The organism is Bradyrhizobium sp. SRL28 (assembly GCF_018596315.1).
Taxonomy (GTDB): domain Bacteria; phylum Pseudomonadota; class Alphaproteobacteria; order Rhizobiales; family Xanthobacteraceae; genus Bradyrhizobium.
The window spans coordinates 60,028-84,701 of sequence record NZ_JAHEAG010000023.1 but is presented as its reverse complement, the minus strand read 5'-3'; the positions used below and the strand labels follow the sequence as shown (position 1 = coordinate 84,701).

Here is a 24,674-nt window from a genome sequence, read left to right as displayed (position 1 = left end):
TTGCGGCGTGGTGCGCTGCTGATCCGGGGTCCACGCGCCGCGGCATAGGTCCCCGTTCTGCGGAGCAGCGTTGCACGCTGCACCGCGCCCGGGGGGGCATCCGGCCGAATTGCCCCCGACGGCCTCGACGAACCCGCCCCGACGGCTTACCTCTTCTCCGTGCCGTCGCCCGATCCCTTGCCCTTCACGCCGCTTGAAACGGCTGCGCTGCTGCCCGACCGTTTCCGGCGCTGGTTCGCCGCGCGTGGCTGGTCGCCGCGCGAGCATCAATTGGCGCTGTTGGCAAAAGCCGCCGACGACCGTTCGGCACTCTTGATTGCCCCGACCGGCGCCGGCAAGACGCTGGCCGGGTTTCTGCCGACGCTGGTGGAACTGTCTTCTCCCGCCGCCTCAAAGGGTGGTGGCGAGAAGAGCCTCGTTTCCACCGGCCGCAGCGTCAAACGTACCGGCGGCCTCCACACCCTCTACATCTCGCCGCTGAAAGCGCTCGCGGTCGACATCGCGCGCAATCTGGAGACGCCGATTGCCGAGATGGGGCTGCCGATCAAGGTCGAGACCCGCACCGGCGACACGCCGGTATCGCGGCGGCAACGGCAGCGGCGCTATCCACCGGACATTCTGCTCACCACGCCAGAGCAACTGGCGTTGTTGCTGTCCTCCGACGACGCGCCGTTTCTGTTCTCCTCGTTGAAACGTATCGTGCTCGACGAACTGCATGCGCTTGTCACTTCCAAGCGCGGCGATCTGCTGTCGCTCGGTCTGGCGCGGCTGTGGCGGCTGGCGCCCGAAATGCGCGCGATCGGGCTGTCCGCGACGGTAGCCGAGCCCGAATCGTTGGCGCGGTTCTTGATGCCACAGCACGACCGCAAGGAAATCTCGGCCGACATCGTCGTGGCGGGCGGCGCGGCGGCGCCTATCGTCGAGATGCTCGACACCCAGGAGCGGCTGCCCTGGGCCGGGCACACCGCGCGCCATGCGCTCGGCGAAATGTACGAGCTGATCAAGCGCAACAAGACCACGCTGATCTTCGTCAACACCCGCAGCCAGGCCGAAATGCTGTTCCAGGATTTCTGGCGCATGAACGACGACGGTCTCGCGATTGCGCTGCATCACGGCTCGCTCGACGTTGCGCAGCGCCGCAAGGTCGAGGACGCGATGGCGGCGGGAAAGCTGCGCGGCGTGGTCTGCACATCCTCGCTCGACCTCGGCATCGATTGGGGCGACATCGATCTCGTTATCAATGTCGGCGCGCCAAAGGGCGCCTCGCGCCTGATGCAGCGGATCGGCCGCGCCAACCACCGCCTCGACGAGCCGTCGCGCGCGGTATTGATTCCGGCCAACCGCTTCGAGGTGCTGGAGTGCCGCGTCGCGATCGACGCGATCGCGGAGAATGCGCAGGATACGCCGCCTTTGCGCAACGGCGCGCTCGACGTGTTGGCGCAGCACGTGCTCGGATGCGCCTGCGGCGAGCCGTTCCTGTCGGACGAACTCTACGCGGAAGTGCTGACATCGGCGCCATATGCGTCGCTGGCGCGAACCGATTTCGACGACGTGGTCGATTTCGTCGCCACTGGCGGCTATGCACTGAAGACCTACGAGCGATTCGCGCGCATCAGGCAGGACAAGCAGGGCCGCTGGCGCATCGCCAATCCAAAAGTGCGGCAGAGCTATCGCCTCAACGTCGGTACCATCGTTGAAGAGGCCATGTTGAAGGTAAAGCTGGTGCGCGGCCGCGGCGGCGGGGCGGGCTCCACGGGCATGATCGGTCGCGGCGGCAGGATGCTGGGCGAGATCGAGGAATACTTTATCGAGGGGCTGGTCGTCGGCGACACTTTTGTGTTCGGCGGCGAGATCGTGCGCTACGAGGCGCTGGTCGAGGACCAGGTCTATGTCTCCCGTTCCAACGACAAGGACGCCAAGGTGCCGTCCTACATGGGCGGCAAGTTTCCGCTCTCGACCTATCTGGCCGAACGCGTGCGGAAATTGCTGGATGACCGGCGGCAGTGGAATGCGCTGCCGGAGCAGGTGCGCGACTGGCTGTCGCTGCAGCGGCATTTTTCCCGCGTGCCGGCCGTGCGCGAGCTTCTAATCGAAACCTTTCCGCGCGGCGGCAAGCACTACCTCGTCTGCTATCCGTTCGAGGGGCGGCTGGCGCACCAGACGCTCGGCATGCTGCTGACGCGGCGGATGGAGCGCGCGCGGGTGCGCCCGCTTGGCTTCGTCGCCAACGAATATGCGCTCGCGATCTGGGGGCTTGGCGACATCTCGCATCTGGTTCGACACGGCAAGTTCGATCTTGCTGCCTTGTTTTCCCCCGACATGCTTGGCGATGACCTCGAGGCGTGGCTGGCGGAATCCGCGCTGATGAAGCGTACCTTCCGCAGCTGCGCGCTGATATCCGGCCTGATCCCGCGGCGCTTTACCGGGGAGGAAAAATCCCGCCGCCAGGTGCTGTTCTCGACCGACCTCGTCTATGACGTGCTGCGCAAGCACCAGCCCGACCACGTGCTGTTGCGCGCGGCCCGCGCGGACGCTGCCGCCGGCCTGCTCGATCTCAAGCGCCTGGGTGATATGCTCTCGCGCATCCAGGGGCGAATCATCCATCGGGAACTCGAACATGTTTCGCCGCTCGCCGTCCCCGTGATGCTGGAAATCGGCCGCGAGTCAGTTTATGGCGAAGCGGGGGACGAGTTGCTGGCGGAAGCCGCCGATGAGCTCGTCAAAGAGGCGATGGGATAGAACGTGACGGCAGGGGCGCAATCTTCGGGAGACGATCAACAGATGCGCGCCTCGAAGGTCACAATATCGGACGTGACGTTCGTTGCCGATCTTTCCGGCGCGCTGTTCTGGCAGGAGCAACGCCTGCTTGTCGTCTCCGACCTGCACCTGGAAAAGGGCTCCAGCTTCGCGAAGCGCGGCGTGCTGCTGCCACCCTATGACACGGTTGCGACGCTGAGCCGTCTCGCCGCCGTCATCGCGCGGCACGACCCGCGTATGGTGATTGCGCTCGGCGACAGCTTTCACGATCGCAACGCGCATGAGCGGCTGTCGGCGCCCGATCGCGATGCACTCTCGGCGATGCAGGCGCGGCGTGACTGGATCTGGATCTCGGGCAATCATGATCCCGCCCTGCCGTCCGATCTCGGCGGCGCGGTGGCGAGCGAAGTCGCGATCGGGCCGATCGCGTTCCGCCATGAGCCGACCGGGAAGGCGGGCGAAATCGCCGGCCACCTCCATCCCAAGGCGCGCGTCGCCACAAGGGGACGATCGATGGAGCGGCGATGCTTTGCTTCCGACGGCGAACGCGCCGTAATGCCCGCGTTCGGCGCCTATACCGGCGGCCTGAGCATCCGCGATATGGCATTTGCGAAAATCTTTGGCGCGCCCGGCTTCATGGCGCATGTGCTCGGTGACAACCGCGTGCACACGATTGCGGCCTCGCGCTGTTATTGAGCATCCGCCACGTAGCGGCGTAGGGTGGGCAAAGCGCAGCGTGCCCACCATTAAAACGCACGCTCGGTGATGGATGGTGGGCACGGCGCAAGAGCGCCTTTGCCAACCCTGCGATTCCTCGTTCCATTACGCCGCCTTCGCCTGCACCGTGCTGCAGAACTCGGCCAGCCGATCCGCCAGCCGCAATGTCGCGGGGCTGGCATCGGGAGCGGCCACCAATGCCACTTCGGTGCGGTCGATCGGTGCGAAGCCATCCTTCGCGGTCAGCACGCGATGGTCGGCCTGGATTGCCATCTCGGACAAAATGCTGAGGCCCATGCCCGCGGCGACCGCGGCCTGGATGCCTGAGAGGTTGGAAGAAGTATAGGTCATGTGCCAGTTGCGCCCGGCGCTTTCCAGCGCATGGATCGCGCCCGCCCGATACAGGCAGCCGGTGGGAAAGCCGATCAGCGGCACCGAGCCGGTGCGGGTATCGCGCGGATGGTTTTTGCTGGTCACCCAGTGCACGCGCTCCGGCCACGCCGCGATGCCGCCCTTTTCCCCCGCGGCTCGCTTGAACAATGCGAGATCGAGTTCGCCGCGTTCGAGCTCGCGCTTGAGGTTGGCGCTTTGATCGGCGCGCACATCGAGTCGCAGGCCGGGATGCGAGCGCGAGAATGCCGCCAGCAGTTTCGTCAAGCGATAGGCGGCAAAATCCTCGGGCACACCAAGCCGTACCGCGCCCTCGCTCTCGGGGCGCGCCACCACGTCGCGCGCTTCTTCCGCAAGCGCCAGCAGCCGCCGCGCATAGGACAACAGCCGCTCGCCGGCTTCCGTCGGCGTCACGTCCTTGCCGTTACGGTTGAGCAGCGGCTGGCCGACATCGTCCTCCAGCCGCTTGATCTGCTGGCTGACGGTCGACTGGGTGCGGTGGACGCGTTCGCCGGCGCGGGTGAAGCCGCCGGAATCGACGACGGAGACGAAACTGCGCAACAGCTCCAGATCGAGCATCTGAATGCTCCATTCAAAAATCCACTGGATGTCAGTTTATCATTTAATTTCCAAATATCAAGGTGCAGGCCTAGATCAGGGGAAAGGAGACTTCCCATGTCGCTCGCCCCCTCGGTCGCGGTTCCCCGCGCCAGCTTCAACTCGCTGCCCCTCTATATCGGCCTGTTCTGCCTCCTCTGGAGCTTTGCCTTCGTCGCCGGCAAGATCGGCGTCACCGATTGTCCGCCGCTGATCCTGCTCACCGCGCGGTTTTCGCTGGCCGGCATCCTGATCCTCGGCGTCACCGCGCTGCGCGGCGAAGCGTGGTCCTCGCTCACCTGGCGCGATGCCGGCATCTTCGCGATCCTCGGCATCGCCAACAACGCGCTCTATCTCGGCCTCGGCTATACCGGGCTGCAGACCGTATCCGCCGGCCTCGGCGGCCTGATCGTCAGCGCCAATCCGGTCTTTACCGCCGTGCTTGCGGCGGTGTTTCTCGACGAGGCACTCACCTTGCGCAAGGTGATGGGCCTCCTGCTCGGCATCGCCGGCGTCGGCTTCATCGTCTGGCACCGCATATCCGTTGGCACTGATGACTGGCACGGCATCCTGTTCACGCTGGCCTCCTTGGCCTCGATCGTGGCCGGCACCATCCTGTTCAAGGTGCTGGCGCCGAAGGGCAGTCTCTGGGTCGGCAATGGCGTGCAGAATCTCTCAGCCGGCATCGTGCTGTTGCCGTTCGCGTTCACTTTCTCGAGCATCGGCGACATCGTGCCGAGCGCGCGGCTCCTGGGCGCGTTCGCCTTCCTCGTGCTCGGCGGTTCGATCCTTGCGTATCTGCTCTGGTTTCATCTCCTGAAAGTGTGTGGCGCGACCGCTGCGAGTGCCTATCATTTCCTGATGCCGCCACTCGGCATGCTGTTCGCGTTCCTCGTGCTCGGCGAACATGTCGAGTTCCGAGATCTGCTCGGGATCGTTCCGGTGGCGCTCGGCATCTATCTGGTGACCCGCCCCGCGGCGTCAGCGTCGACCAAGAGAGTGCGACATGACTCTCACTATTACCCTGATCGGCGGCCCCACGGCCCTGATCGAGATCGACGGCTTCCGCCTCCTCACCGATCCGACCTTCGACGAATCCGGCGCCTATCAACTGCCGCATGTGAAGCTCGAGAAGCTGACCGGGCCCGCGATGAGCGCGCGCGATGTCGGCGCGATCGACGCGGTGCTGCTGAGCCACGATCAGCACTCGGACAATCTCGACCATTCCGGCCGCGAGTTCCTCAGGGAAGCGAAGCGCGTGCTGACGACGGAGGCGGGTGCAAAGCGGCTCGGCGGCAAGACCGAGGGTTTTGCGCCCTGGGCATCGACCGAGTTGAAGAAGGGCGGCCAGTCGTTGACCATCACCGCCACACCCGCGCGCCACGGACCGGCCGGCATCGAGCCGCTGTCGGGCGACGTCGTCGGCTTCGTGGTGGAATCGAGCAAGGCGGGCAGTCGGCCGATCTACATCAGCGGCGACACCACCTGGTTCGATGGCGTCGCGGAAGTCGCACGCCGCTTCAAGTGCGGCGTGGTGCTGCCGTTCGCCGGCGCCGCCCAGACTCGCGGTCCATTCCATCTCACCATGGACACCAACGACACCATCGAGACCGCGCGCGCCTTTGCCGATGCGGTGATCGTACCCGTGCATACCGACGGCTGGGCGCATTTCCGCCAGAACGCCGGCGATTTGCGCGCCACCTTCGACACGCTGGGGTTTGGATCGCGCTTGCGGATTTTGCAGCCGGGCGTGGCGACGATCATCGAGACGGTGCCGGCGTAACGACAGGTTCCTCTGTCAGGAACTTGCGCTATTCAGCTTCGTTATCGCGGCTGCATGGACCAGACGAAATCGAAAATGAAGCATCGCGGCAAAGCGGGCGTAGCGGGCGCGAGGCCGGCGGCGAAAGCCGAAACATCTCGGCCGTTTCGTTTCCGCGATGCGCTGAAGGCGCTCGGCCCCGGCCTGATCACCGGCGCGTCCGACGACGATCCGTCGGGGATCGGTACCTACAGCCAGGCCGGCGCGCAGCTCGGCTACGGCATCGGCTGGACCATGCTGCTGACGTTTCCGCTGATGGCGGCGATCCAGGAAATCTCCGCGCGGGTCGGCCGCGTCACTGGCCACGGTATTTCCGGCAATGTGTGCCGGCATTATCCGGCGTGGCTGCTCCACGTGGTGGTGACGCTGCTGTTCATCGCCAACACCATCAACATCGCCGCCGATCTCGGCGCCATGGCGGATGCCAGCAAACTGCTGATCGGCGGCCACAGCATCGTCTACGTATTGCTGTTCGGCGTGACGTCGGTGGCGGCGCAGATCTTCCTCGACTACAAGCGATACGTCTCGGTGCTGAAATGGCTGACGCTCAGCCTGTTCGCCTATGTCGCGGCGCTGGCCTTTGCCAAGGTGTCGTGGGGCGAGGCGCTCGCCGGCGTTCTCGTTCCGCGCGTGAGCTGGAGCGCCGACTATTTCACCACCATCGTCGCGATCCTCGGCACCACGATCTCGCCCTATCTGTTCTTCTGGCAGGCCTCACAGGAAGCCGAGGACCAGCGCGTCGATGCAACGAAGCGGCCCCTGATCGAAAAACACTACGGCGCGCGGAGGGAGTTTTATCGCATCCGCGCCGACACCATCATCGGCATGGCGTTCTCCAATTTGATCGCGCTGTCGATCATCGTGACCGCGGCGGCGACGCTGCATGCATCCGGCAAGACCGATATCCAGAGTTCGGCGGAAGCCGCCGAAGCGCTGCGTCCGATCGCCGGCGCGTTTGCGGAAGCGATCTTTGCACTCGGCATCGTCGGCACCGGATTGCTGGCGATCCCGGTGCTGGCCGGCGCTACGGCGTACGCCGTCGGCGAGGGGCGGCGATGGCCGGTCGGGCTCGCGCGCAAGCCCAAGGAAGCCGCCGCATTCTATGCCGTGCTGGCGCTGTCGGCGGGGATCGGCATCGCGCTGAACTTCACGCCGATCAACCCGATCTCGGCGCTGTACTGGAGCGCCGTCATCAACGGCGTGCTCGCCGTGCCCGTGATGGTGCTGCTGATGTTCATGGCGCGGCGCAAGGACGTGATGGGCCGCTTCGTCGTCGGGGGGCCACTCTATTGGCTGGGCTGGCTGTCGACGGGTGCGATGATCCTGAGTGTCGTGGCGATGGGCGTGGGGTTTTTGGTAAAGTAGGATGGGTGGAGCGAAGCGATACCCATCACGCTGGTGCCGCAGCAGCCGATGTTGGGTATCGCTTCGCTCCACCCAACCTACATTAAAGCTCAATCCTTCCTGAACACGATCGACGCCATCCATCCGGTCATCAGCGCCATGAAGGCGGTGATCAGCCCGTAGACGAAGCCGTGCTGCTGCGCGGTGGTGGCGACGAATTGCTCGAAGCCGACCTTGACGATTTCGAACGCGGTGTCGGTCTTGGTTACCAGCGCGCCGTCGGCGAACAGCTTGATCTCGACGTTATAGAGACCGATCGGCACTTCCGCGGGCAGGGGAATGCCGGTGCGGAACAGCGTCGGCGTCAGGAACGTCACCGCCGAGGTTTCCTCGCGATAGAGGCCGTGCTGCCGGCGCAGCCGCACGAAGGCGCTGCGGAACACGTCGTCGGGCACCACGTCGGCGTAGTCGCCGCTGACGCGCTGGGTCAGCAAGACGTTGTTCAGCCCGAGCTGCTGCCGCCGCTGCACCTCGGGCGAGGCGATGGCGTCGAACGGCCGGTTGGAGAACAGCGCCAGGTAGGCCGGCACTTTCAGGAACTGCCGGGAGTCGGTGTTGATCCAGATCCCAAACCGGCGCTCCTTGCGGCGGGTGACCATGTCGGCGCGCGGGCCGGCAATCGTCACCACCAGATCGTAAGTGCGATCGGCCGGCGTGGTGGCGTCCTTCTCCACCGAGCCGAACAGCACGAGTTCCTCGCCGGAGTAATTCGGTGTCACGGTGACGCGGTGGTTCGACACCGACACGATCAACTTTTCGGCCCTCACGGACGTGACCGCGAGCGTGGCGCCTAGCGCAAGACCTCCAAGTATGAGCAGGAGGCGCGCGGTCATCCCGTCACTCCTGTTTCCCGCACGCTGAAGAGATCTTCGGGCCGGATCACGAGTTCGACCGCAAAGCGGATGCCGACGGCGAGCACCAGCAGCCCGAGCAGCAGCCGCAAATGTTCGCCGCGGATTTTCTGCCCCGCGCGCGCGCCGAACTGCGCGCCGGTGACGCCGCCGACCATCAGGATCAGCGCCAGCACGGCATCGACCAGATGATTGGTGACGGCGTGCAGCATGGTGGCGAACACCATCGTGACCAGGGTCAGCACCATCGAGGTCCCGATCACGGTCGAGGTCGGCACCCGCAGCACGTAGATCAAAAGCGGCACCAGGATGAAGCCGCCGCCGATGCCCATCACGGCGCCGATGAAGCCGATGACCAGGCCGATCACGACGATGGGAATCACGGACAGGTAGATTTTCGAGCGCTTGAAGCGCATCTTCAGCGGCAAGCCATGGATCCAGACATGGCTGCCGGGGCGGCGTGTGGTGACCGGCCCGCCGCGGCGGGCCCGCAACAGCGCCCGCAGGCCCTCCCAGAACATCAGGCCGCCGACAGTGGTCAGCAGGATCACGTAGGACATCGCGATCATGAGATCGAGCTGACCGAGCGAGCGCAGCAGCGTGAAGGTCCATACCCCCAGCGCCGTGCCCATACTGCCGCCGGTCAACAGCACCGCCGCCAACAGCGGATCGATGGCGCGCCGTCGCCAATAGGAGAGCGCGCCTGAGAACGAGGAGGCGGCGATGTGGCTCGCGACAGAGGCGACCGCGACCGCCGGCGCAATGCCGACGAAGATCAACAGCGGCGTCATCAGGAAGCCGCCGCCGATCCCGAACATGCCGGACACGAACCCAACCGCCGCGCCCATCGCCAGGATGAGGAAAACATTGACCGGAATGTCGGCGATTGGGAGGTAGAGCTGCACGCGCGTCTGCTTTTTGTAGCTTTGCCGCAAGAGACAGCCGGGGAGCCGCTCTTGGCACGGTTTCTGTTGTATTTGCCGGCAGTGGAAGCCGGTTCGCGCATGCACCTTTGCGTGCGCAGGGCCGGTTCCCGCGTATTTGCATAACTGAATTCGGGGGGATGAGGGACTAAAAATGCCCGGGAAGGCAAATTTTTGCCTCATGTGCCCGCGCATTCGTCAGGACGTTGAAACGCTGCAACAAATCCGCGGGGGCGCGCGCAGGTGGGGGCCCGGCGATTGGCCGGCTCAGGGTTTCCCGAGCGGGTCGGTGACGAGGTTCATCGCCAGCGCCTGTTTGGGGCTGAGCCAGCGAATGTCCCTCGTCTCGGACATCGCTTCCACGATGGAGGACGAGACCCCCATTTTGGTCATGTAGCCCAGCACGGCGCCTGAAATCCGCTGCGCCTCCGCGACGGGGTCGTCCACGGGCTTGCTTGTGACAAACCGATGAACGCCCAATGCCGAGCCCAAGACGCCGAAGCGGGTCTTGCCGCCGGCATAGACCAGCACGCAGGCGCTGGCGCAATAGCCCGGCTTGACGCGGCCTGACGCGTCGGCGCTGCCGACCGCGGTCGCCAGCGACCGCTGCCGGATGATCTCGCCCATGATCGCGGCCTGGTTCAGATCGCCGCCGGGGGAGGCCAGCAGCACGATATCGCCCGCCGCGAGATTGGCCTGGTCCAACCTGCCGCGAAACCAGTTTGCAGCGGCAGGGCCGATCGTCCCGCTGACCAACAGCGCCCGCCGGCCCTTGCTCGAACCATCGAGATGGAGCGTGTCGATCACCTGCGATGTCAGGCTGGGCGAGACGTACTGGTCCTTCCAGTAGTGCCAGGCCTCCGGCTGCGACAGGTCCCGGTAGGCGCGAATGCAGACGCCGGAAACCAGCAGGATGAAGATGGCGACCGACCAGAAATGCCGTTTGCGCCGGGGCGGCTGGACCGGCGGCGGGGGAGGTTGATGGAGCGGAATGCGAGGCGGTGCGACCGAAGGACCTGTCGGCGGCCTCCGGAAATTATTCTCCCCGCCCTGGCTATTCTGGTCTGACAAACAATCCTCTTCGCAAGCCCAGCCGATCGCGATTCGGCTGACCCGATCCGCTACACCCATTTATGGTCGGGGAGATGACCATGCCAGCGGCATGGCCGCGACTTACGGAATCTTAATTCGCGGCGGCGGTGCGCTTGGTCGCAGCCGGCTTGGTGCCGGGCTTGCCCGTGGCGGGCGCCGGTGCCGAATCCCAACCGCCAGCGGGTGCCGCCACGTTGACGACGTCGTCGGGCTGTGGCTCCGGCGTAAAGGTCTGGATCGCGAGTCTCGCGGCCGCCAGCGACTGGACGTCGAGGCGCTTGGCGATATCGTCGCGCTTGCGCCCCGCGTCCGCATCGCCCTGGGCCGCGGCGAGGCTGAACCATTTGTAGGATTCGGCGAGGTTCTGTTCGACGCCGATGCCGCGTGCATAGAGGATGCCGAGGTTGAACTGGCTGTCGGCGACGCCGCGATCGGCGGCCTTGCGGAACCAGATCGACGCGCTCTTGTAATTGGCGCCCTTGCCGCCGCCATCAGCGTCGAGCACGGCCAGATTATGCATCGCCTTGGCGCTGCCGCGCTCGGCCGCCTGGGCATAATAGCGCCGCGCGACATCGACGTCCTTTTTCACGCTCAGGCCCTTCTCGTAGAAGGTCCCGAGCCGGAAGATGGCGGGCACCACGCCGGCCTGCGCCGCGCGGTCGTACCATTTTGCGGCCTGGTCGAGATCCGCGGCAACGCCCTTGCCTTCGGCAAAGCGCACGCCAACCTCGTAAGCCGCGGCCGGGTCGCCCTTCAACGCGGCGGCGCGCAATACCGGGCCGCCGATGCCGTCAGGCAGCCGCTCGGTCGGCGGCACGGCGATCATGGCAAGCTTGCCGCCGGTGGGAGGCAGCGTCGTGATTGCGCCGGTGATGTCGCTGGCTGCGGCAGGCAGCGGCGCGGCCTGCGGCGGGACTGCGATCCGCGCGCTATCCAGCGTGTTCGGCGCGGAAGAATTGTTCGACTGCTTCTCGACCGGCGTCGGCGAGATCATCAAGGGTGCCGCGGGCATCATGGGCGCCACAGGCATAGCGGGCCTGGCGCCGCTCTCCGACGGCGCAGGCGCCTGCGCCGGGGCGGCCGGCTCGCTGGGCTGTTCCATCATCGGCAGTTGCAGCATGCTGCCGGTGTCGAGCAGCGTCATCGCCATCTTGAAAGTGCCGAGCACGATCACGACCACGCTCGCGCCGACCAGCAGCGAGCGGATCTTGGAGGAAATGTTGGAAGGGTTCTTGTCGTCCGCCTTGGCCTTGTCGCCGCCCTTGTCCTTTGGCGCGGCCTTCGCCGAACGTCCTGCCTTCTCGGGGGGTGGCGCGGCGGCTGCGGCCTGCGCGGCGCGGCGCGCGGCGGCGATGAAGCTCGACGAGTTCACCGGCTCCTTCGGCGCGGAAGCAATTTCGCTGATCGCGTTTTCGGAAGCGGCGATCCGTTCCGATGGCGAAGAGACGCGCACCGGCGGCCGGGTGCCCGGCTCGAGCGGATGATCCGGCGGCAATTCCGGCGCGATCGGGGCGCGGGGCGCTGCGGCATGCGGCTCCAGGATTTCGCTGATCGCCCGCGGCGGCAATGGCGGGGCGGCCGGCGCGGCCGGCGGCTGCGCCGCGTGGAATTCGCGTGGCGCAGCGACAAAGGGTTCCTGCGGGCCGGCTTGCAGCGCGGCGGGGTTCGGCAATTCCGGCTTCGATTGCTGCGGATAGGTCTGCAGCGGCGTCATCACGCGGGGCGCTTCCTCGCGTATTTCGGCGGCTGCAGGAGCAGAGGCGGCCGTAGCCGGCGCGGTGCGTACCACGCGCAGATCGCCTTCGATCATCGACAGGCGATCGACCACGTGGCCGAGCGTGCTGTGAACGGTCTCCAGCGAGTCCTGCGTGCGGCGATCGGTTTCCGACTGGCTGAAGCGGATGTCGGACAGCTCGCGCTTGACCAGATCGACGATGCCGGAGTCCATCGGCTGGGCCGTGTCGCCGGAATTGCGGTTGGAATCGGCGAGCGCGACCAGGCTGGCGTGCTGGCGTTCGAGCGAACGCAGAATGTCGTGCAGCCCTTCCTCGACCCGTCCGAGGTCGATGGCGGGGGCGGCGGAACGATCGCCGGAGGCTTCCAGGCGCTCCAGCAGATAGGACACGCGCTGTTCGAGATGGGCAAACGCCGACGCATTGTCGTTGCCGACCGGGATGCGGTCGAGCCGTTCCGACAGCGAGCGCACCGCGTTTTCGAGATATTCCGAATGCTCGCTCGTGGCCGGCGGCTGCCTTGTTTCCAGCGTCGAGGTCAGCGCAGTCAGGCGCTGCTCGAGCTGTCCCCAGGCATCGCTGTTGCCGTCAAAGCGGGAAAGCTGATCGACCTTGGCCGACAGCGTGTGCACGTCTTCGGCGAGCCGGGCCAGCGCGTCGTTGGAGGCGACGTTGGAGACGATGCCGCGCAGCGCCGCGATCGCGCTTTCGAGCTGCTGCACCGTCGACGGATCGTCGTTCGAACGCAGGATCAGATCGAGCTTGGCGCCGAGATTGCGGATCGCCTCGTCGTAGCCGGTGAGCTGCTCGGCCGGCGTCAGCGAGCGCAGCACCTCGCGGATTTCGCCGAGCGCGCGCTCGATGCCGGCCAGCGTCTGACCGTCGCTGCCGTGCTGTCTGTTTTCGTCGATGCGGCGGGACAGCGAGCGGATTTCGTTCTCGAGCGATTCGATCTCGCGGCGCGGCACCGCTTCGGTGATGGCCTGGCGGATTTCGGCGAGTTCGCTGCGGAAGGCCGCGATCGACTCCTCGACATGATCGGGACGCTGCAGCGCTTCGATCTGGCTGGTGATCTTGAGCAGGTGCCGTTCGAGCGAAGAAAAATCCGGACCGGCCGGCGCTGCCTGCATCATGGGCTGTGCAGAATTGGGTTGGGCGGAAGATGCCGCCGGCGCGGCATGGCGCGGTGGCATCTGCCGCGGCGGTGGGCCGTCGAGTTCGTTCTGGCGCGCGGTGATCTCGGCGATCGCGAAATCCATCGAGGCTGGACTGAGCGGCGGCGCTGGGCGATAGACTTGGGCCGCGGCACGCTCGACGATATCGGTCTGGCGCTGCTTTTCCTGCATCTGGGCCTGACGGACCGGCGCGGGGTTTGAAATCTGCGACAGCCGCGCGTCGAGGCGCGAAATGGCCTCGTTGAGCTGCCGGGCCACCGTCGGCTCGCCACGGACGGCTTCGCCGCGCGAAGTGTCGCCGCGCGGCGCGGCGGGCCGCGAAATCTGCTCGATCTGCTTGGTGATTGAATCCAGCCGCTGGTGAATGTCGGCCACGTCGGGGATTTGCCGCGGCATCGCCGACCGCTGCTCGGAAGGCGCGCCGAAACTGGGCGGGGCTGGTTCGCCGACGGTTGAATTGAGCCACTCGTTCAGCGACATGCCGGCGCGGCGCGCCGCCGCCTCGGCCCTTTCGCGGACAGAGGGATCGATGCCGTCAACACTCCACGATACGCGCGAATTCATGCTTTCGTCCGGTTCCGCTTCGGCGCCCCACCTGCGCCATCAGCCTCCCCGCGCGTCCCACCGAAGAGACAATCGTATTTCCGCGCGGCTCGCCTGCCTCGGAACTGACTTTTTCGCGTTACGGTAAAGAACGGGTTAAGGAATGGGACGGGCGGCCCTAAAAGTTACCGGGCGGCTAAATCGGCTGGCTCTGTAAGGCCCTAGCCGTTCTTTTCGCGTTGGCTTTCCTCAAGCGGGACGACGTTGGTCCGTTCCACGCCGGAAGTGAGGGCCGACAACGCCTCGATCGCCTCTTCGCACCATTCCGCCACGGCGCGCTCGTGCGCGAGGCCGATGCGCAGCCCGAGCAATTTGCCCACATCGGCCGACGGCGCCGTGCCTTGGGGAAAACGTTTGTTGAGCAGGCGTTCATATCGCGCAAAACGGTCGCGGTGGTGCTCCAGCCGCGCCATCAGATCGGTGCGTAACGGTTCGACGTCGACGCTGTCGAGTGCATAGAGCCGCACCAGCAGGTCGTCCTTGATTGAGGCCGGAACGCTCGGCCGTGCCGCCCAATGTCTGAGCGCGGCCCGCCCTTCCGGCGTGAGCGTATAGACCAGCTTGTTCGGCTTGCCTGATTGCACCACCTCGCGGCCCTGGATATGGCCGCGGTCGCGAAGCTTGGTGAGTTCCCGATAAATTTGCTGGTGGTCGGCCTTCCAGAAGAATCCAATGGAGTTGTCGAACGTCTTGGCGAGCTCATAGCCCGTCATCGGACGTTCGGTCAGGCAGGCAAGGATCGCGTCACCAAGCGCCACGACGCCGGCCCTCCGGATTTTAACAGTGATTGACACTATGCATAAAGTTGCATATGCGTCAACGCGCATACGCTCCGGAGAGGTCCCATTCCCCGGCGCCCAGCCCGTCATCGCCCGCTAGAGGAGACATGATGACCATGAGCGGCCTCGACAAGTGGTACGGCTACATGAAGTCCCATGACACGGCGGCGTTGTGGGATCTGCTGCATCCGGATGCGGTGTTCGAAAGCCCCGTCGTCCACACGCCGCAGCGCGGGCGTGACATCACCTTCAAATATCTGGCGAGCGCCGAGAAGGTCCTTGGCGGCACCGGCTTCAAATACACAGGCGAATGGCGCAGCGCCAATGGCGCGGTCCTCGAATTCGAAAACGAGATCGAGGGTATCAAGATCAACGGCGTCGACATCATCACCTTCAGCGATGACGGTAAGATCACGCACTTCAAGGTGATGGTGCGTCCGCTGAAAGGAATCAATCTGCTGCACCGCTTGATGGGAGAGCAACTCGCCAAGCAGTGAGACCAAGGCCGCGATGTCCGGTGCAGTCCATATCGCAATGCTGCCCGGATATTTCGCTCACCCGCTCACTCCCTAGGACTGCCGGAACCGGATAAGGTCTCGTTCCGGAACGCTACGACGAATTTCATCTCAAACGCCTTCACCACCTTTCGCCGCTGCCGGGAGAACATCATGCCGATCTACAAAGCCCCTGTGGAAGACGTCACCTTCCTGCTCAACGACGTGTTCCAGATCGATCGCTACGACAATCTACCCGGTTTTACTGATGCCTCCGCCGACGTGCGCGAAGCGATTTTGGGCGAGGCCGCAAAGCTTTCCGAAGAGGTGCTGCAGCCGCTCAACCGTGTCGGCGATCTCGAAGGCTGCAAGCGGCATGACGACGGTTCGGTGACGACGCCGAAGGGCTTTAAGGAAGCTTTCAAGCAGGTCGCCGAAGGCGGCTGGCTCGGTCTGTCGGCGCCGGCGGAATATGGCGGGCAGGGGCTGCCGGTGACGCTGAGCCAGGTGGTCACCGAATTCCAGAGCGCGGCCAACATGGCGTTCTCGATGTATGGCGGTCTCACCATGGGCGCGACCGCGGCGCTCCTGGTGCACGGCAAGCCCGAGCAGAAGAAGATGTTCGTGCCGAAGATGGTGGCGGGCGAGTGGACCGGCACCATGAACCTCACCGAGCCGCAATGCGGCACCGATCTCGGCCTGTTGCGCACCAAGGCGGTGAAGCAGGCCGACGGCAGCTACAAGATCACAGGCACCAAGATCTTCATCTCCGCGGGCGAGCACGATATCGCCGAGAACATCATCCATCTGGTGCTGGCACGCATCGAAGGCGCGCCGGCAGGCATCAAGGGCGTGTCGCTGTTCGTGGTGCCGAAGGTGCTGGTCAATGGCGACGGCTCGCTGGGCGCGCGCAACGGCGTGTCCTGCGGCTCGATCGAGCACAAGATGGGCATCCACGGCAATTCGACCTGCGTGATGAACTATGACAACGCCACCGGCTGGCTGATCGGCGAAGAGAACAAGGGCATGCAGGGCATGTTCGTGATGATGAACGAGGCCCGCCTCGGCGTCGCCGTGCAGGGGCTGGCGCAGTCCGAAGTCGCCTATCAGAACGCCGTCCAGTATGCGCGCGAGCGTCTGCAGGGCCGCTCGCTGACGGGCGCAAAGGAGCCGGAGAAGCCGGCCGATCCGATCATCGTGCACCCGGATGTTCGCCGCGTGCTGCTCACCATCCGGGCCTTCAACGAGGCGGCGCGCGCCATGGTGGTGTGGACCGCACTGAAGAGCGATGTCGCCCACCGATCCACCGACCCGAAGGACCGTCAGGAGGCCGACGACCATATGGGCCTGATGACCCCGGTCATGAAGGGCGTGATGACCGATGTCGGCTTCTCCAACGCGGTGCTGGCGCAGCAGATGTATGGCGGCCATGGCTATATCGCCGAGCACGGCATGGAGCAGTTCGTGCGCGATGCGCGCATCGCTATGCTCTATGAGGGCGCCAACGGCATTCAGGCGCTCGATCTGGTCGGCCGCAAGCTGCCGCGCGACGGCGGCCGCGCCGTGATGGCGTTCTTTGCCGAAGTCGGTGCTTTCGCCAAGGAGCACGGCGGCGATGAGGCGATGAAGCCGTTCGTCACCCCGCTCTCGACCGCCCTCGGCCATCTGCAGCAGGCCACCGGCTGGCTGATGCAGAACGCGCTGACAAAACCCGACAATGCCGGCGCCGCCGCCACCGACTACATGCAATTGTTCGGCCTCGTCACCTTTGGCTACATGTGGGCGCGGATGGCCAAAGTAGCTCAGGACAAGATTGCGAGCAGTGGCACAACGCCCTATCTGAGCACCAAGCTGGTGACCGGCCGCTTCTTCATGGAGCGGATGTTGCCGGAAACCCACGTCCATCTTGCGCGCATCCAGACCGGCTGCGCGACCACCATGGAATTGGCGGCGGAAGCGTTCTGAGATTTTTCGCCGTTTCTCCGTCCTTTCGCCTATAATATTATGATCCTCATACCAGGAGGGCGTCATGCCTGAGGCATATATCTACGATCACGTTCGCACCCCGCGCGGCCGCGGCAAGGCCGATGGCGCACTCCACGAGGTCACCGCGCTGGCGCTCGCCACCGTGCCGCTGCAGGCGCTGAAGGAACGCAACAATCTGGCCGAAGACGTCGTCGACGACGTCGTGCTTGGCGTGGTCGATCCGGTCGGCGAGGCCGGCAGCGACATCGCGCGCTTCGCCGCGCTGAAGGCGGGCCTCGGCGAGACTGTCCCGGGCGTGCAGATCAGCCGCTTCTGCGCCTCTGGCCTGGACGCCGTGAATTTTGCCGCCGCCCAGATCATGGCCGGTCAGCATGAACTCGTGATCGGCGGTGGCGCCGAATCGATGAGCCGCGTCGGCATCGGCGCCTCCGGCGGCGCCTGGCCGATGGACCCGTCGATGGCGGTGCCGGCCTATTTCATGCCGCAGGGCGTCTCGGCCGATCTGATTGCGACCAAATACGGTTTCTCGCGCGACGACGTCGACGCCTATGCCGTGCAGAGCCAGCAGCGCGCCGCAAAAGCCTGGGACGAGGGCCGCTTCAGCAAGTCGGTGGTGCCGGTCAAGGACATCAACGGCCTGACCATCCTGGCCAAGGACGAGCACATGCGGCCCACGACCACCATGCAGTCGCTGGCGCAGTTGCAACCGTCCTTCACCGTGGTCGGGCAGATGGGCGGGTTCGATGCGGTGGCGATCCAGTCGCATCCGGAAATCGAGCGCGTCAATTACGTGCACCATGCCGGCAACTCCTCCGGCATCGTCGATGGTGCCGGCGCCGTGCTGCTCGGCAGCAAGGAAGCGGGTGCCAAGCACGGCCTGAAGCCGCGCGCCAAAATTCGCGCCTTCGCCAATATCGGCTCGGAGCCCGCGATGATGCTGACCGGTCCGGTCGACGTTACCGAAAAGCTGTTCGAGCGTTCCGGCATGAAGAAGTCGGACATCGACCTGTTCGAGCTCAACGAGGCCTTTGCTTCCGTCGTGCTGCGCTACATCCAGGCGTTCGAGATCGATAATTCGAAGATCAACGTCAATGGCGGCGCGATCGCGCTCGGCCATCCGCTCGGCGCGACGGGGGCCATGATCCTCGGCACCGTGCTCGATGAGCTGGAGCGCACCAACAAGTCCACCGCGCTGGTGACGTTGTGCATCGGCGGCGGCATGGGGACCGCGACGATCATCGAAAGGGTCTGAGCGCGTAGGGTGGGTTAGCGAAGCGTAACCCACCACTTCTTTCGCCACGGGATGGTGGGTTACGCCTTCGGCTAACCCACCCTACGGGATCACAATCAACCGCCGCGCCTGACATCGGCTGCCGGCATCGAGGGAGCACCAACATGGCCTTCAAGAATTTCAAGCTAGAGACCGACGCCGACGGCATTGCGCTCGCCACCTGGGACATTCCCGGACGTTCGATGAACGTGCTGGACGAGACATCGACCACCGAGCTCGAGGAGATACTGAAGCAGACCACGGCCGATGCCGCCGTGAAGGGCGTCGTCATCACTTCCAGCAAGGACGCCTTCTGCGCCGGCGCCGATCTTTCCATGCTCGAGGGCATGAACGTCGCCTATGCCAAGATGCTGAAGGAGAAGGGCGAGGAAGCTGCCAACCAGATGCTGTTCGAGCAGAGCCGCCGCTTCTCGCTGGTGCTGCGCGGCATCGAAACCTGCGGCAAGCCGTGGGCGGCCGCGATCAACGGGCTGGCGCTCGGCGGCGGTTTCGAGGTGACGCTGTCCTGCCACTATCGCGTCGCGGCTGAAAATCCCAAAACTCGCCTCGGCCTGCCCGAGGTCAAGGTCGGCCTGTTCCCCGGCGCCGGCGGCACCCAGCGCGTGCCGCGCCTGGTGCCGCCGCAGGACGCAATGACGATCCTGCTCAAGGGCGATCCGGTCACGGTCGACAAGGCCAAGGCGCTGAACCTGATCCACGCCATCGTTCCCGCGGCCGACCTGATCAAGGCGGCCAAGGACTGGATCAAGGGCGGCGGCAAGGCCGTCGCGCCCTGGGACGAAAAGGGCTTCAAGCTGCCGGGCGGTCCGGTGTTCTCAAAGGCCGGCATGATGATGTTCCCGGCCGGCAACGCCATCTACCGCCGCGAGACCTACGACAATTATCCGGCGGCGCGCGCCATCATGAGCTGCGTCTATGAGGGCCTGCAGTTGCCGATCGACGCCGCGCTGCGCGTCGAGTCGCGTTACTTCACGAAAGTGCTGCGCTCCAAGGAAGCGGCGGCGATGATCCGCAGCCTGTTCCTGTCGATGCAGGAGCTGAACAAGGGCGCCCGGCGTCCGGCGAACATGCCGCCGACCAAAATCAAGAAGGTCGCCGTGATCGGCGCCGGCTTCATGGGCGCGAGCGTCGGCTACGTCTCGGCACGCGCCGGCCTCGACGTCGTCCTGATCGACCGCGACCAGGAAAGCGCCGACAAGGGCAAGGCGCATGCGCAGAAGGTGATCGACGAGCAGGTCGCCAAGGGCCGTGCGAAGGCCGGTGACCGCGACGCGCTGCTGGCGCGCATCACGCCGACCGCTGACTATGCCGCATTGAAGGATTGCGACCTCGTGATCGAGGCCGTGTTCGAGGACCGCAAGGTCAAGGCGGAGACTTTTGCGAAGGCGCAGCAGTATCTGAAGGCGGACGCAATCTTCGCTTCCAACACCTCAACGCTACCGATCACCTCGCTTGCCGAAGGATTCAAGGAACAGGGCAAGTTCGTCGGCATCCATTTCTTCTCGCCGGTCGAGAAGATGATGCTGGTCGAAATCATCCTCGGCAAGAACACCGGCGACGTCGCGCTCGCCGCCGCGCTCGATTATGTGCGGGTAATCGGCAAGACGCCGATCGTCGTGAACGACTCCCGCGGCTTCTACGCCAACCGCTGCGTCGGCCGTTACATCGCCGAAGGCAACGAGATGTTCCTCGAAGGCGTGCCGCCGGCGATGATTGAGAATTGCGCCAAGATGGCCGGCATGCCGGTCGGTCCGCTGTCGCTGTCGGATGAAGTCGCCCTCGACCTCGGCCTGAAGGTCATCAAAGCGACGGAGACGGATCTTGGTCCCAACGCCATCAACCCCGATCAGAAGAAGCTGATGGTGGAGCTGGTCGAAAAGCAGGGCCGCTTGGGGCGCAAGAACAGCAAGGGCTTTTACGACTATCCCGAGAAGGGCAAGGGCCAGAAGAGTCTGTGGCCGGGCCTGTCGGCACTGCAGCCGAAGCAGCTCGATCCGGATACCCTCGACATCGAGGAGCTGAAGCAGCGTTTCTTAGTGGTGCAGGCGGTGGAAGCCGCGCGCACGGTGGAAGACCACGTCATCACCGACCCGCGCGAGGCCGATGTCGGCTCGATCCTCGGTTTTGGCTTTGCGCCGTTCACCGGCGGCACGCTGTCCTATATCGACTTCATGGGCACGCGAAAATTCGTCGAGCTCTGCCACAAGCTGGAAGCCAAATACGGCTCGCGCTTCACCCCGCCGAAGCTGCTGGAAGACATGGCGGCGAGGAACGAGACCTTCTACGGCCGCTTCCCGCCGAAGAAGGCGGCGGCGTAAGGCGGCAGCGCAAGATCTATCGTCGTCCCTGCGAACGCAGGGACCCATACCGCGTGATCTATCGATAAGGCACGTTGGTCGACGCCTTCGGCAAACAACAACTTCCTGTGGTTATGGGTCCCTGCGTTCGCAGGGACGACCACTGGAGAGAGCGGTGACACGAATGAAAAGGGCCGGATCATCGATCCGGCCCTTTCGCTTTCCGCAATCCCTGAAATCCCTCACGCCGCCTTCAGCAGCCCTTCCTTGGTCATCGCTTCCTGCACCTTCGGGCGCGCTGCGACGCGGGCCTTGTAGGCCAACAGGTTCGGCATATCAGAGAGATCGAACTTCAAGCGGTCAGTCGCCCACATCAGCATGGTGAACAGGTAGCCGTCGGCGACGGTGAACTGCTTGCCCATCAGGTAGTCGCGCCCCGTTAGCTCGGTTTCCAGATATTTGAACTTGGCCATCGCGCGGTCCTTGAAGAAACCCTTCGCCTCGTCAGCGAGCACGGGCGAGAACATCGGCCCGAGATTCTTGTGCAGCTCGGTGGTGGTGTAGTTCAGCCATTCGAGCAGCTTGTAGCGCTCCTCCGAATCGCGGGCGGGCGCCAGATTCTTGCCCGCCTTGTCGGCGATCATCTGGACGATGACCGGCCCCTCGGTGACCAGTTCGCCCGAATCGAGCGCCAGTACCGGCACCTGGCCCTTCGGGTTGACCTTCAAAAAGTCGTCACCGTTTTCCAGCTTCTTGGCGCGCAGGTCGACCTTGACCAGATCGTAGGGCAGACCGGCCTCGAGAAGGGCGATATGAGGAGATAGCGAGCAGGCGCCTGGGGCATAATACAGTTTCATCGACTTTTCCTTCCCTCGACATTATTGGCGGACTGACTAAATGCATCTGCATGGAATAGTCAAGATTGATGCACCTGCATTTAGTGCGGTACACTGATCTGTGACAGACACGGACCTGACTATGAAACGCAAACCATCGACCGAGGCGACCGCCGCCTGGATCCGCCTGATGCGGGTACAGAGCCGGGTGCTCGATGCCGTCGAGCAGGATTTGAAGAAAGCAGGCTTTCCGCCGCTGGCCTGGTATGACGCCCTCCTGGAACTGTCGCGCGCGCCGTCCGGCGAGATGCGCCCGGTGGAACTGGAAAAGCAGATGCTGATCCCGCAATATTCCACCTCACGGCTGATCGACCGCCTGGTCGACGAGGGCCTGGCGGCGCGGCGCGAATGCAAGATCGACAAGCGCGGCCAGTTCGTGGAGATCACCGAGGCCGGGCGTGAATTGCAGAAGAAAATGTGGAGCGCCTATTCGGCGGCGATCGAAAAGCACGTCGGCTCCAAACTATCCGATGCCGACGCCATGAAGCTTTGCGGTCTGCTTGACCGGCTGGGCTGCTCCTGCTCCGACGTCAAGACGGCCGCTGCCCGCGACGGCGTGCCGGCACGATGACGGCGCTGATATGTTTCGTTGATGCGGACGACGCCGTCCGCATTCCCTTGGCCACACGGCGCGTTCGGTCGAATCGCCAGTTATCCGGATTTTTTCATGGCGCGTGACCAGATCGATATGACGCCGCTGCAATCGCGTGACGAGCTCGTCGCGTGGCTCGAAGCCGGCATCAAGCCGCCGTCCGAGTTTCGCATCGGCACCGAGCACGAGAAGACCCCGTTCACGCTGGAAGGCCGTCAGCCCGTGCCATACGAAGGCGCGCGCGGCATCGGCGCGCTGCTCGAAGGCATGCAGCTCCTGCTCGGCTGGGAGCCGATCATGGAGCAGGGCAACATTATCGGGCTCTATGACGTCACCGGCGGCGGCGCGATTTCGCTGGAGCCGGGCGGCCAGTTCGAATTATCAGGCGCGCCGGTCGAAAACGTGCACCAGACCCAGGCCGAGTTGATGGCGCATCTGGCGCAGGTGCGCGAGATCGCAACGCCTTTGGGCATCGGCTTTCTCGGGCTCGGCATGACGCCGTCCTGGTCGCGGGAGCAGATTCCGGTCATGCCCAAGGGCCGCTACAAGATCATGACCAATTACATGCCGAAGGTCGGACAGTACGGCATCGACATGATGTACCGGACCTGCACGGTGCAGACCAACCTCGACTTTTCCTCCGAAGCCGACATGGTCAAGAAGCTGCGCGTGTCGATCGCGCTGCAGCCGGTGGCGACCGCCTTGTTTGCCAATTCGCCGTTCACCGAAGGCAAACCCAATGGGTACCTCACGTTCCGCTCCGAGATCTGGCGCGACACGGATAACGCGCGCTCCGGCATGTTGCCGTGGGTGTTCGAGGACGGCATGGGGTTCGAGCGCTGGGTCGACTACGCGCTCGACGTTCCCATGTATTTCGTCAAGCGCGGCGAGACCTATATCGATGTCGCAGGTTCCTCGTTCCGCGCCTTCTTCGAGGGCCGCAACAACTCGCTTCCCGGCGAGCGTCCGACCTTGTCGGACTGGGCCAATCATCTTTCGACGATTTTCCCGGAAGTCCGCCTGAAGCGTTATCTGGAAATGCGCGGCGCCGATGGCGTGACGTGGGGCCGGCTGCCGGCGCTGCCGGCGTTCTGGGTCGGGCTGCTGTATGACGACGAAAGCCTGAACGCGGCCTGGGATCTGGTCCGCCACTGGACCGCGCAGGAGCGTCAGGCATTGCGCGACGACGTCCCGCGCTTCGGCTTCAAGGCCCGGATCAGGGATCGCTATCTGTTCGAGATCGCCCGGGAGTGCCTGAAGCTGTCGCATGCCGGCTTGCGGCGGCGTGGTCGCATCGATCAACTCGGCCGCGACGAGAGCCGTCACCTCGAACCGCTGGAGCGCATCCTCGAATCGGGCCGCACGCCCGCGGAAGAGATGCTGGACAAATTCAACGGCGAGTGGGGCGGTTCCGTGGAGCCTGCCTATCAGGAATACGCGTTTTAATTGAACAGGTTGCTTGGCTTTTGGGCCGTTCATCCACCGTACAGGTTGATGGCGCTCAAATGACAGCCGGATGGAGCATGATTTCTGAAAGATCATGCCCAACTTAAAGGGCTGGGGCGGGACGACGGTTCGAAGCACGTCATCCCGCGCTGGAAACGCGTACGCGAAAGCAACTGCAGATGGGGACTGTTCGCCTGCTCAGGGCGTGTATGGTGACGCTCGCCTTTTTGGCGGCGGCCATATCCGCGCGCCCGGCGCTGGCGCAGGCCAATTTCGACCGTCCCGGCGGTGATTATCTCAGTGCGCCCGTGATCTCGGGCGATCCCGCGGAATGCGCGCTGGTGTGCGAGCGCGACCGGCGTTGCCGGGCCTGGACCTTCAGCTATCCGACTGATCTCGCCAACCGTGCGGTGTGCTGGCTCAAGAGCAACGTGCCGCCGCGGGTGCAGAGCGATTGCTGCGTCACCGGCGTGCGCGGCGCCGGCGTGGTCGAACGGCGCAACGAGGCCATCGAAACCTCCATCGACCGCTTCGGCGGCGACTACAAGAGTTTTGATCTCAAGAGCGGCGATGGCGAGGACGCCTGCAAGGCCGCCTGCGCCGCCGACAACAAGTGCCGTGCCTGGACCTATGCCCGGCCGGGCTATGCCGGCAAGGAGGCGCATTGTTTTCTGAAGAAAGATATCAAGCCACCGCGACGGAAGGCGGGGTTTACCTCGGGCGTGGTGCGGTAGGGGCGGCATACACCGGTGTCGTCCCTGCGAACGCAGGGACCCATACGCCGCGGCTTCTCGTTTTGGCACTGGGGCAGTCGCCTTCGTAACAACAA

At 64.7% G+C, this 24,674-nt stretch carries 18 protein-coding genes and 1 pseudogene; 12 read left to right on the top strand and 7 right to left on the bottom strand.

The window, feature by feature from the left end:
• The first annotated feature begins 159 nt into the window (after positions 1 to 159).
• Together KIP88_RS31525 and pdeM are read left to right on the top strand one after the other, a co-directional pair.
• Entirely contained in the window at positions 160 to 2,739 is a 2,580-nt protein-coding gene (locus KIP88_RS31525; RefSeq protein WP_308163685.1) for a ligase-associated DNA damage response DEXH box helicase, read from the top strand.
• Between the two features lie 42 nt (positions 2,740 to 2,781).
• The gene (gene pdeM, locus KIP88_RS31520; RefSeq protein WP_214492048.1) at positions 2,782 to 3,453 is read left to right on the top strand and encodes a ligase-associated DNA damage response endonuclease PdeM; all 672 of its coding nucleotides are present in this window, start codon (positions 2,782 to 2,784) and stop codon (positions 3,451 to 3,453) included.
• A gap of 126 nt (positions 3,454 to 3,579) precedes the next feature.
• Here pdeM and KIP88_RS31515 read toward each other — a convergent pair whose 3' ends face one another.
• A complete protein-coding gene (locus KIP88_RS31515) occupies positions 3,580 to 4,443 on the bottom strand; it encodes a LysR family transcriptional regulator (protein WP_214492047.1) in 864 nt (287 codons plus the stop codon).
• 96 nt (positions 4,444 to 4,539) lie between these two features.
• Between KIP88_RS31515 and KIP88_RS31510 the strand changes: the two are divergent.
• The 3 genes and pseudogenes from KIP88_RS31510 to KIP88_RS31500 all read left to right on the top strand — a co-directional run.
• Positions 4,540 to 5,451: pseudogene (locus tag KIP88_RS31510) on the top strand (DMT family transporter); the annotation flags it as partial.
• A 16-nt stretch (positions 5,452 to 5,467) separates the two neighbouring features.
• Positions 5,468 to 6,244: an MBL fold metallo-hydrolase gene (locus KIP88_RS31505; RefSeq protein WP_214492046.1), complete on the top strand. Its 777-nt coding sequence runs from the start codon at positions 5,468 to 5,470 to the stop codon at positions 6,242 to 6,244.
• Between the two features lie 75 nt (positions 6,245 to 6,319).
• Positions 6,320 to 7,648, top strand: coding sequence for an NRAMP family divalent metal transporter (locus KIP88_RS31500; RefSeq protein WP_214492045.1), 1,329 nt, complete (start codon positions 6,320 to 6,322; stop codon positions 7,646 to 7,648).
• Between the two features lie 89 nt (positions 7,649 to 7,737).
• On the opposite strand, the gene KIP88_RS31495 is transcribed toward KIP88_RS31500, so the two are convergent.
• The 5 genes from KIP88_RS31495 to KIP88_RS31475 form a co-directional block, all read right to left on the bottom strand.
• On the bottom strand, positions 7,738 to 8,520 hold the full coding sequence (locus KIP88_RS31495; protein ID WP_214492044.1) for a TIGR02186 family protein: 783 nt from the start codon (positions 8,518 to 8,520) through the stop codon (positions 7,738 to 7,740).
• Complete coding sequence (locus tag KIP88_RS31490; protein WP_214492043.1) at positions 8,517 to 9,443, bottom strand: sulfite exporter TauE/SafE family protein; 927 nt, start codon at positions 9,441 to 9,443, stop codon at positions 8,517 to 8,519. Before KIP88_RS31490 ends, KIP88_RS31495 begins: the two co-directional genes overlap by 4 nt.
• Before the next feature lie 285 nt (positions 9,444 to 9,728).
• Complete coding sequence (locus KIP88_RS31485) at positions 9,729 to 10,532, bottom strand: hypothetical protein (protein ID WP_214492042.1); 804 nt, start codon at positions 10,530 to 10,532, stop codon at positions 9,729 to 9,731.
• Between the two features lie 112 nt (positions 10,533 to 10,644).
• Positions 10,645 to 14,025, bottom strand: coding sequence for a tetratricopeptide repeat protein (locus tag KIP88_RS31480; protein WP_214492041.1), 3,381 nt, complete (start codon positions 14,023 to 14,025; stop codon positions 10,645 to 10,647).
• Between the two features lie 200 nt (positions 14,026 to 14,225).
• The gene (locus KIP88_RS31475) at positions 14,226 to 14,822 is read right to left on the bottom strand and encodes a PadR family transcriptional regulator (RefSeq protein WP_214492040.1); all 597 of its coding nucleotides are present in this window, start codon (positions 14,820 to 14,822) and stop codon (positions 14,226 to 14,228) included.
• 131 nt (positions 14,823 to 14,953) lie between these two features.
• Here KIP88_RS31475 and KIP88_RS31470 point away from each other — a divergent pair, with 131 nt between their 5' ends.
• The 4 genes from KIP88_RS31470 to KIP88_RS31455 all read left to right on the top strand — a co-directional run bounded on the left by KIP88_RS31470 (position 14,954) and on the right by KIP88_RS31455 (position 20,932).
• Complete coding sequence (locus KIP88_RS31470) at positions 14,954 to 15,340, top strand: nuclear transport factor 2 family protein (RefSeq protein ID WP_214492039.1); 387 nt, start codon at positions 14,954 to 14,956, stop codon at positions 15,338 to 15,340.
• A gap of 171 nt (positions 15,341 to 15,511) precedes the next feature.
• Positions 15,512 to 17,302, top strand: coding sequence for an acyl-CoA dehydrogenase C-terminal domain-containing protein (locus KIP88_RS31465; RefSeq protein ID WP_214492038.1), 1,791 nt, complete (start codon positions 15,512 to 15,514; stop codon positions 17,300 to 17,302).
• Positions 17,303 to 17,366: 64 nt separating this feature from the next.
• Positions 17,367 to 18,575 carry an acetyl-CoA C-acetyltransferase gene (locus tag KIP88_RS31460; RefSeq protein WP_214492037.1) on the top strand — a complete coding sequence of 403 codons (1,209 nt, stop codon included), beginning with the start codon at positions 17,367 to 17,369 and terminating at the stop codon, positions 18,573 to 18,575.
• A 143-nt stretch (positions 18,576 to 18,718) separates the two neighbouring features.
• Positions 18,719 to 20,932 carry an FAD-dependent oxidoreductase gene (locus KIP88_RS31455; protein WP_214492036.1) on the top strand — a complete coding sequence of 738 codons (2,214 nt, stop codon included), beginning with the start codon at positions 18,719 to 18,721 and terminating at the stop codon, positions 20,930 to 20,932.
• Between the two features lie 221 nt (positions 20,933 to 21,153).
• Here KIP88_RS31455 and gstA read toward each other — a convergent pair whose 3' ends face one another.
• On the bottom strand, positions 21,154 to 21,768 hold the full coding sequence (gene gstA, locus KIP88_RS31450) for a glutathione transferase GstA (RefSeq protein WP_214492035.1): 615 nt from the start codon (positions 21,766 to 21,768) through the stop codon (positions 21,154 to 21,156).
• A 121-nt stretch (positions 21,769 to 21,889) separates the two neighbouring features.
• On the opposite strand from gstA, the gene KIP88_RS31445 reads away from it, so the two are divergent.
• The 3 genes from KIP88_RS31445 to KIP88_RS31435 all read left to right on the top strand — a co-directional run bounded on the left by KIP88_RS31445 (position 21,890) and on the right by KIP88_RS31435 (position 24,579).
• Complete coding sequence (locus KIP88_RS31445) at positions 21,890 to 22,378, top strand: MarR family winged helix-turn-helix transcriptional regulator (protein WP_214492034.1); 489 nt, start codon at positions 21,890 to 21,892, stop codon at positions 22,376 to 22,378.
• Positions 22,379 to 22,474: 96 nt separating this feature from the next.
• Positions 22,475 to 23,845: a glutamate--cysteine ligase gene (locus KIP88_RS31440; RefSeq protein ID WP_214492033.1), complete on the top strand. Its 1,371-nt coding sequence runs from the start codon at positions 22,475 to 22,477 to the stop codon at positions 23,843 to 23,845.
• A gap of 209 nt (positions 23,846 to 24,054) precedes the next feature.
• Positions 24,055 to 24,579 (top strand): PAN domain-containing protein, encoded by a 525-nt coding sequence (locus KIP88_RS31435; RefSeq protein ID WP_214492089.1) that lies wholly within the window; start codon positions 24,055 to 24,057, stop codon positions 24,577 to 24,579.
• The last annotated feature ends 95 nt before the right edge of the window (positions 24,580 to 24,674 follow it).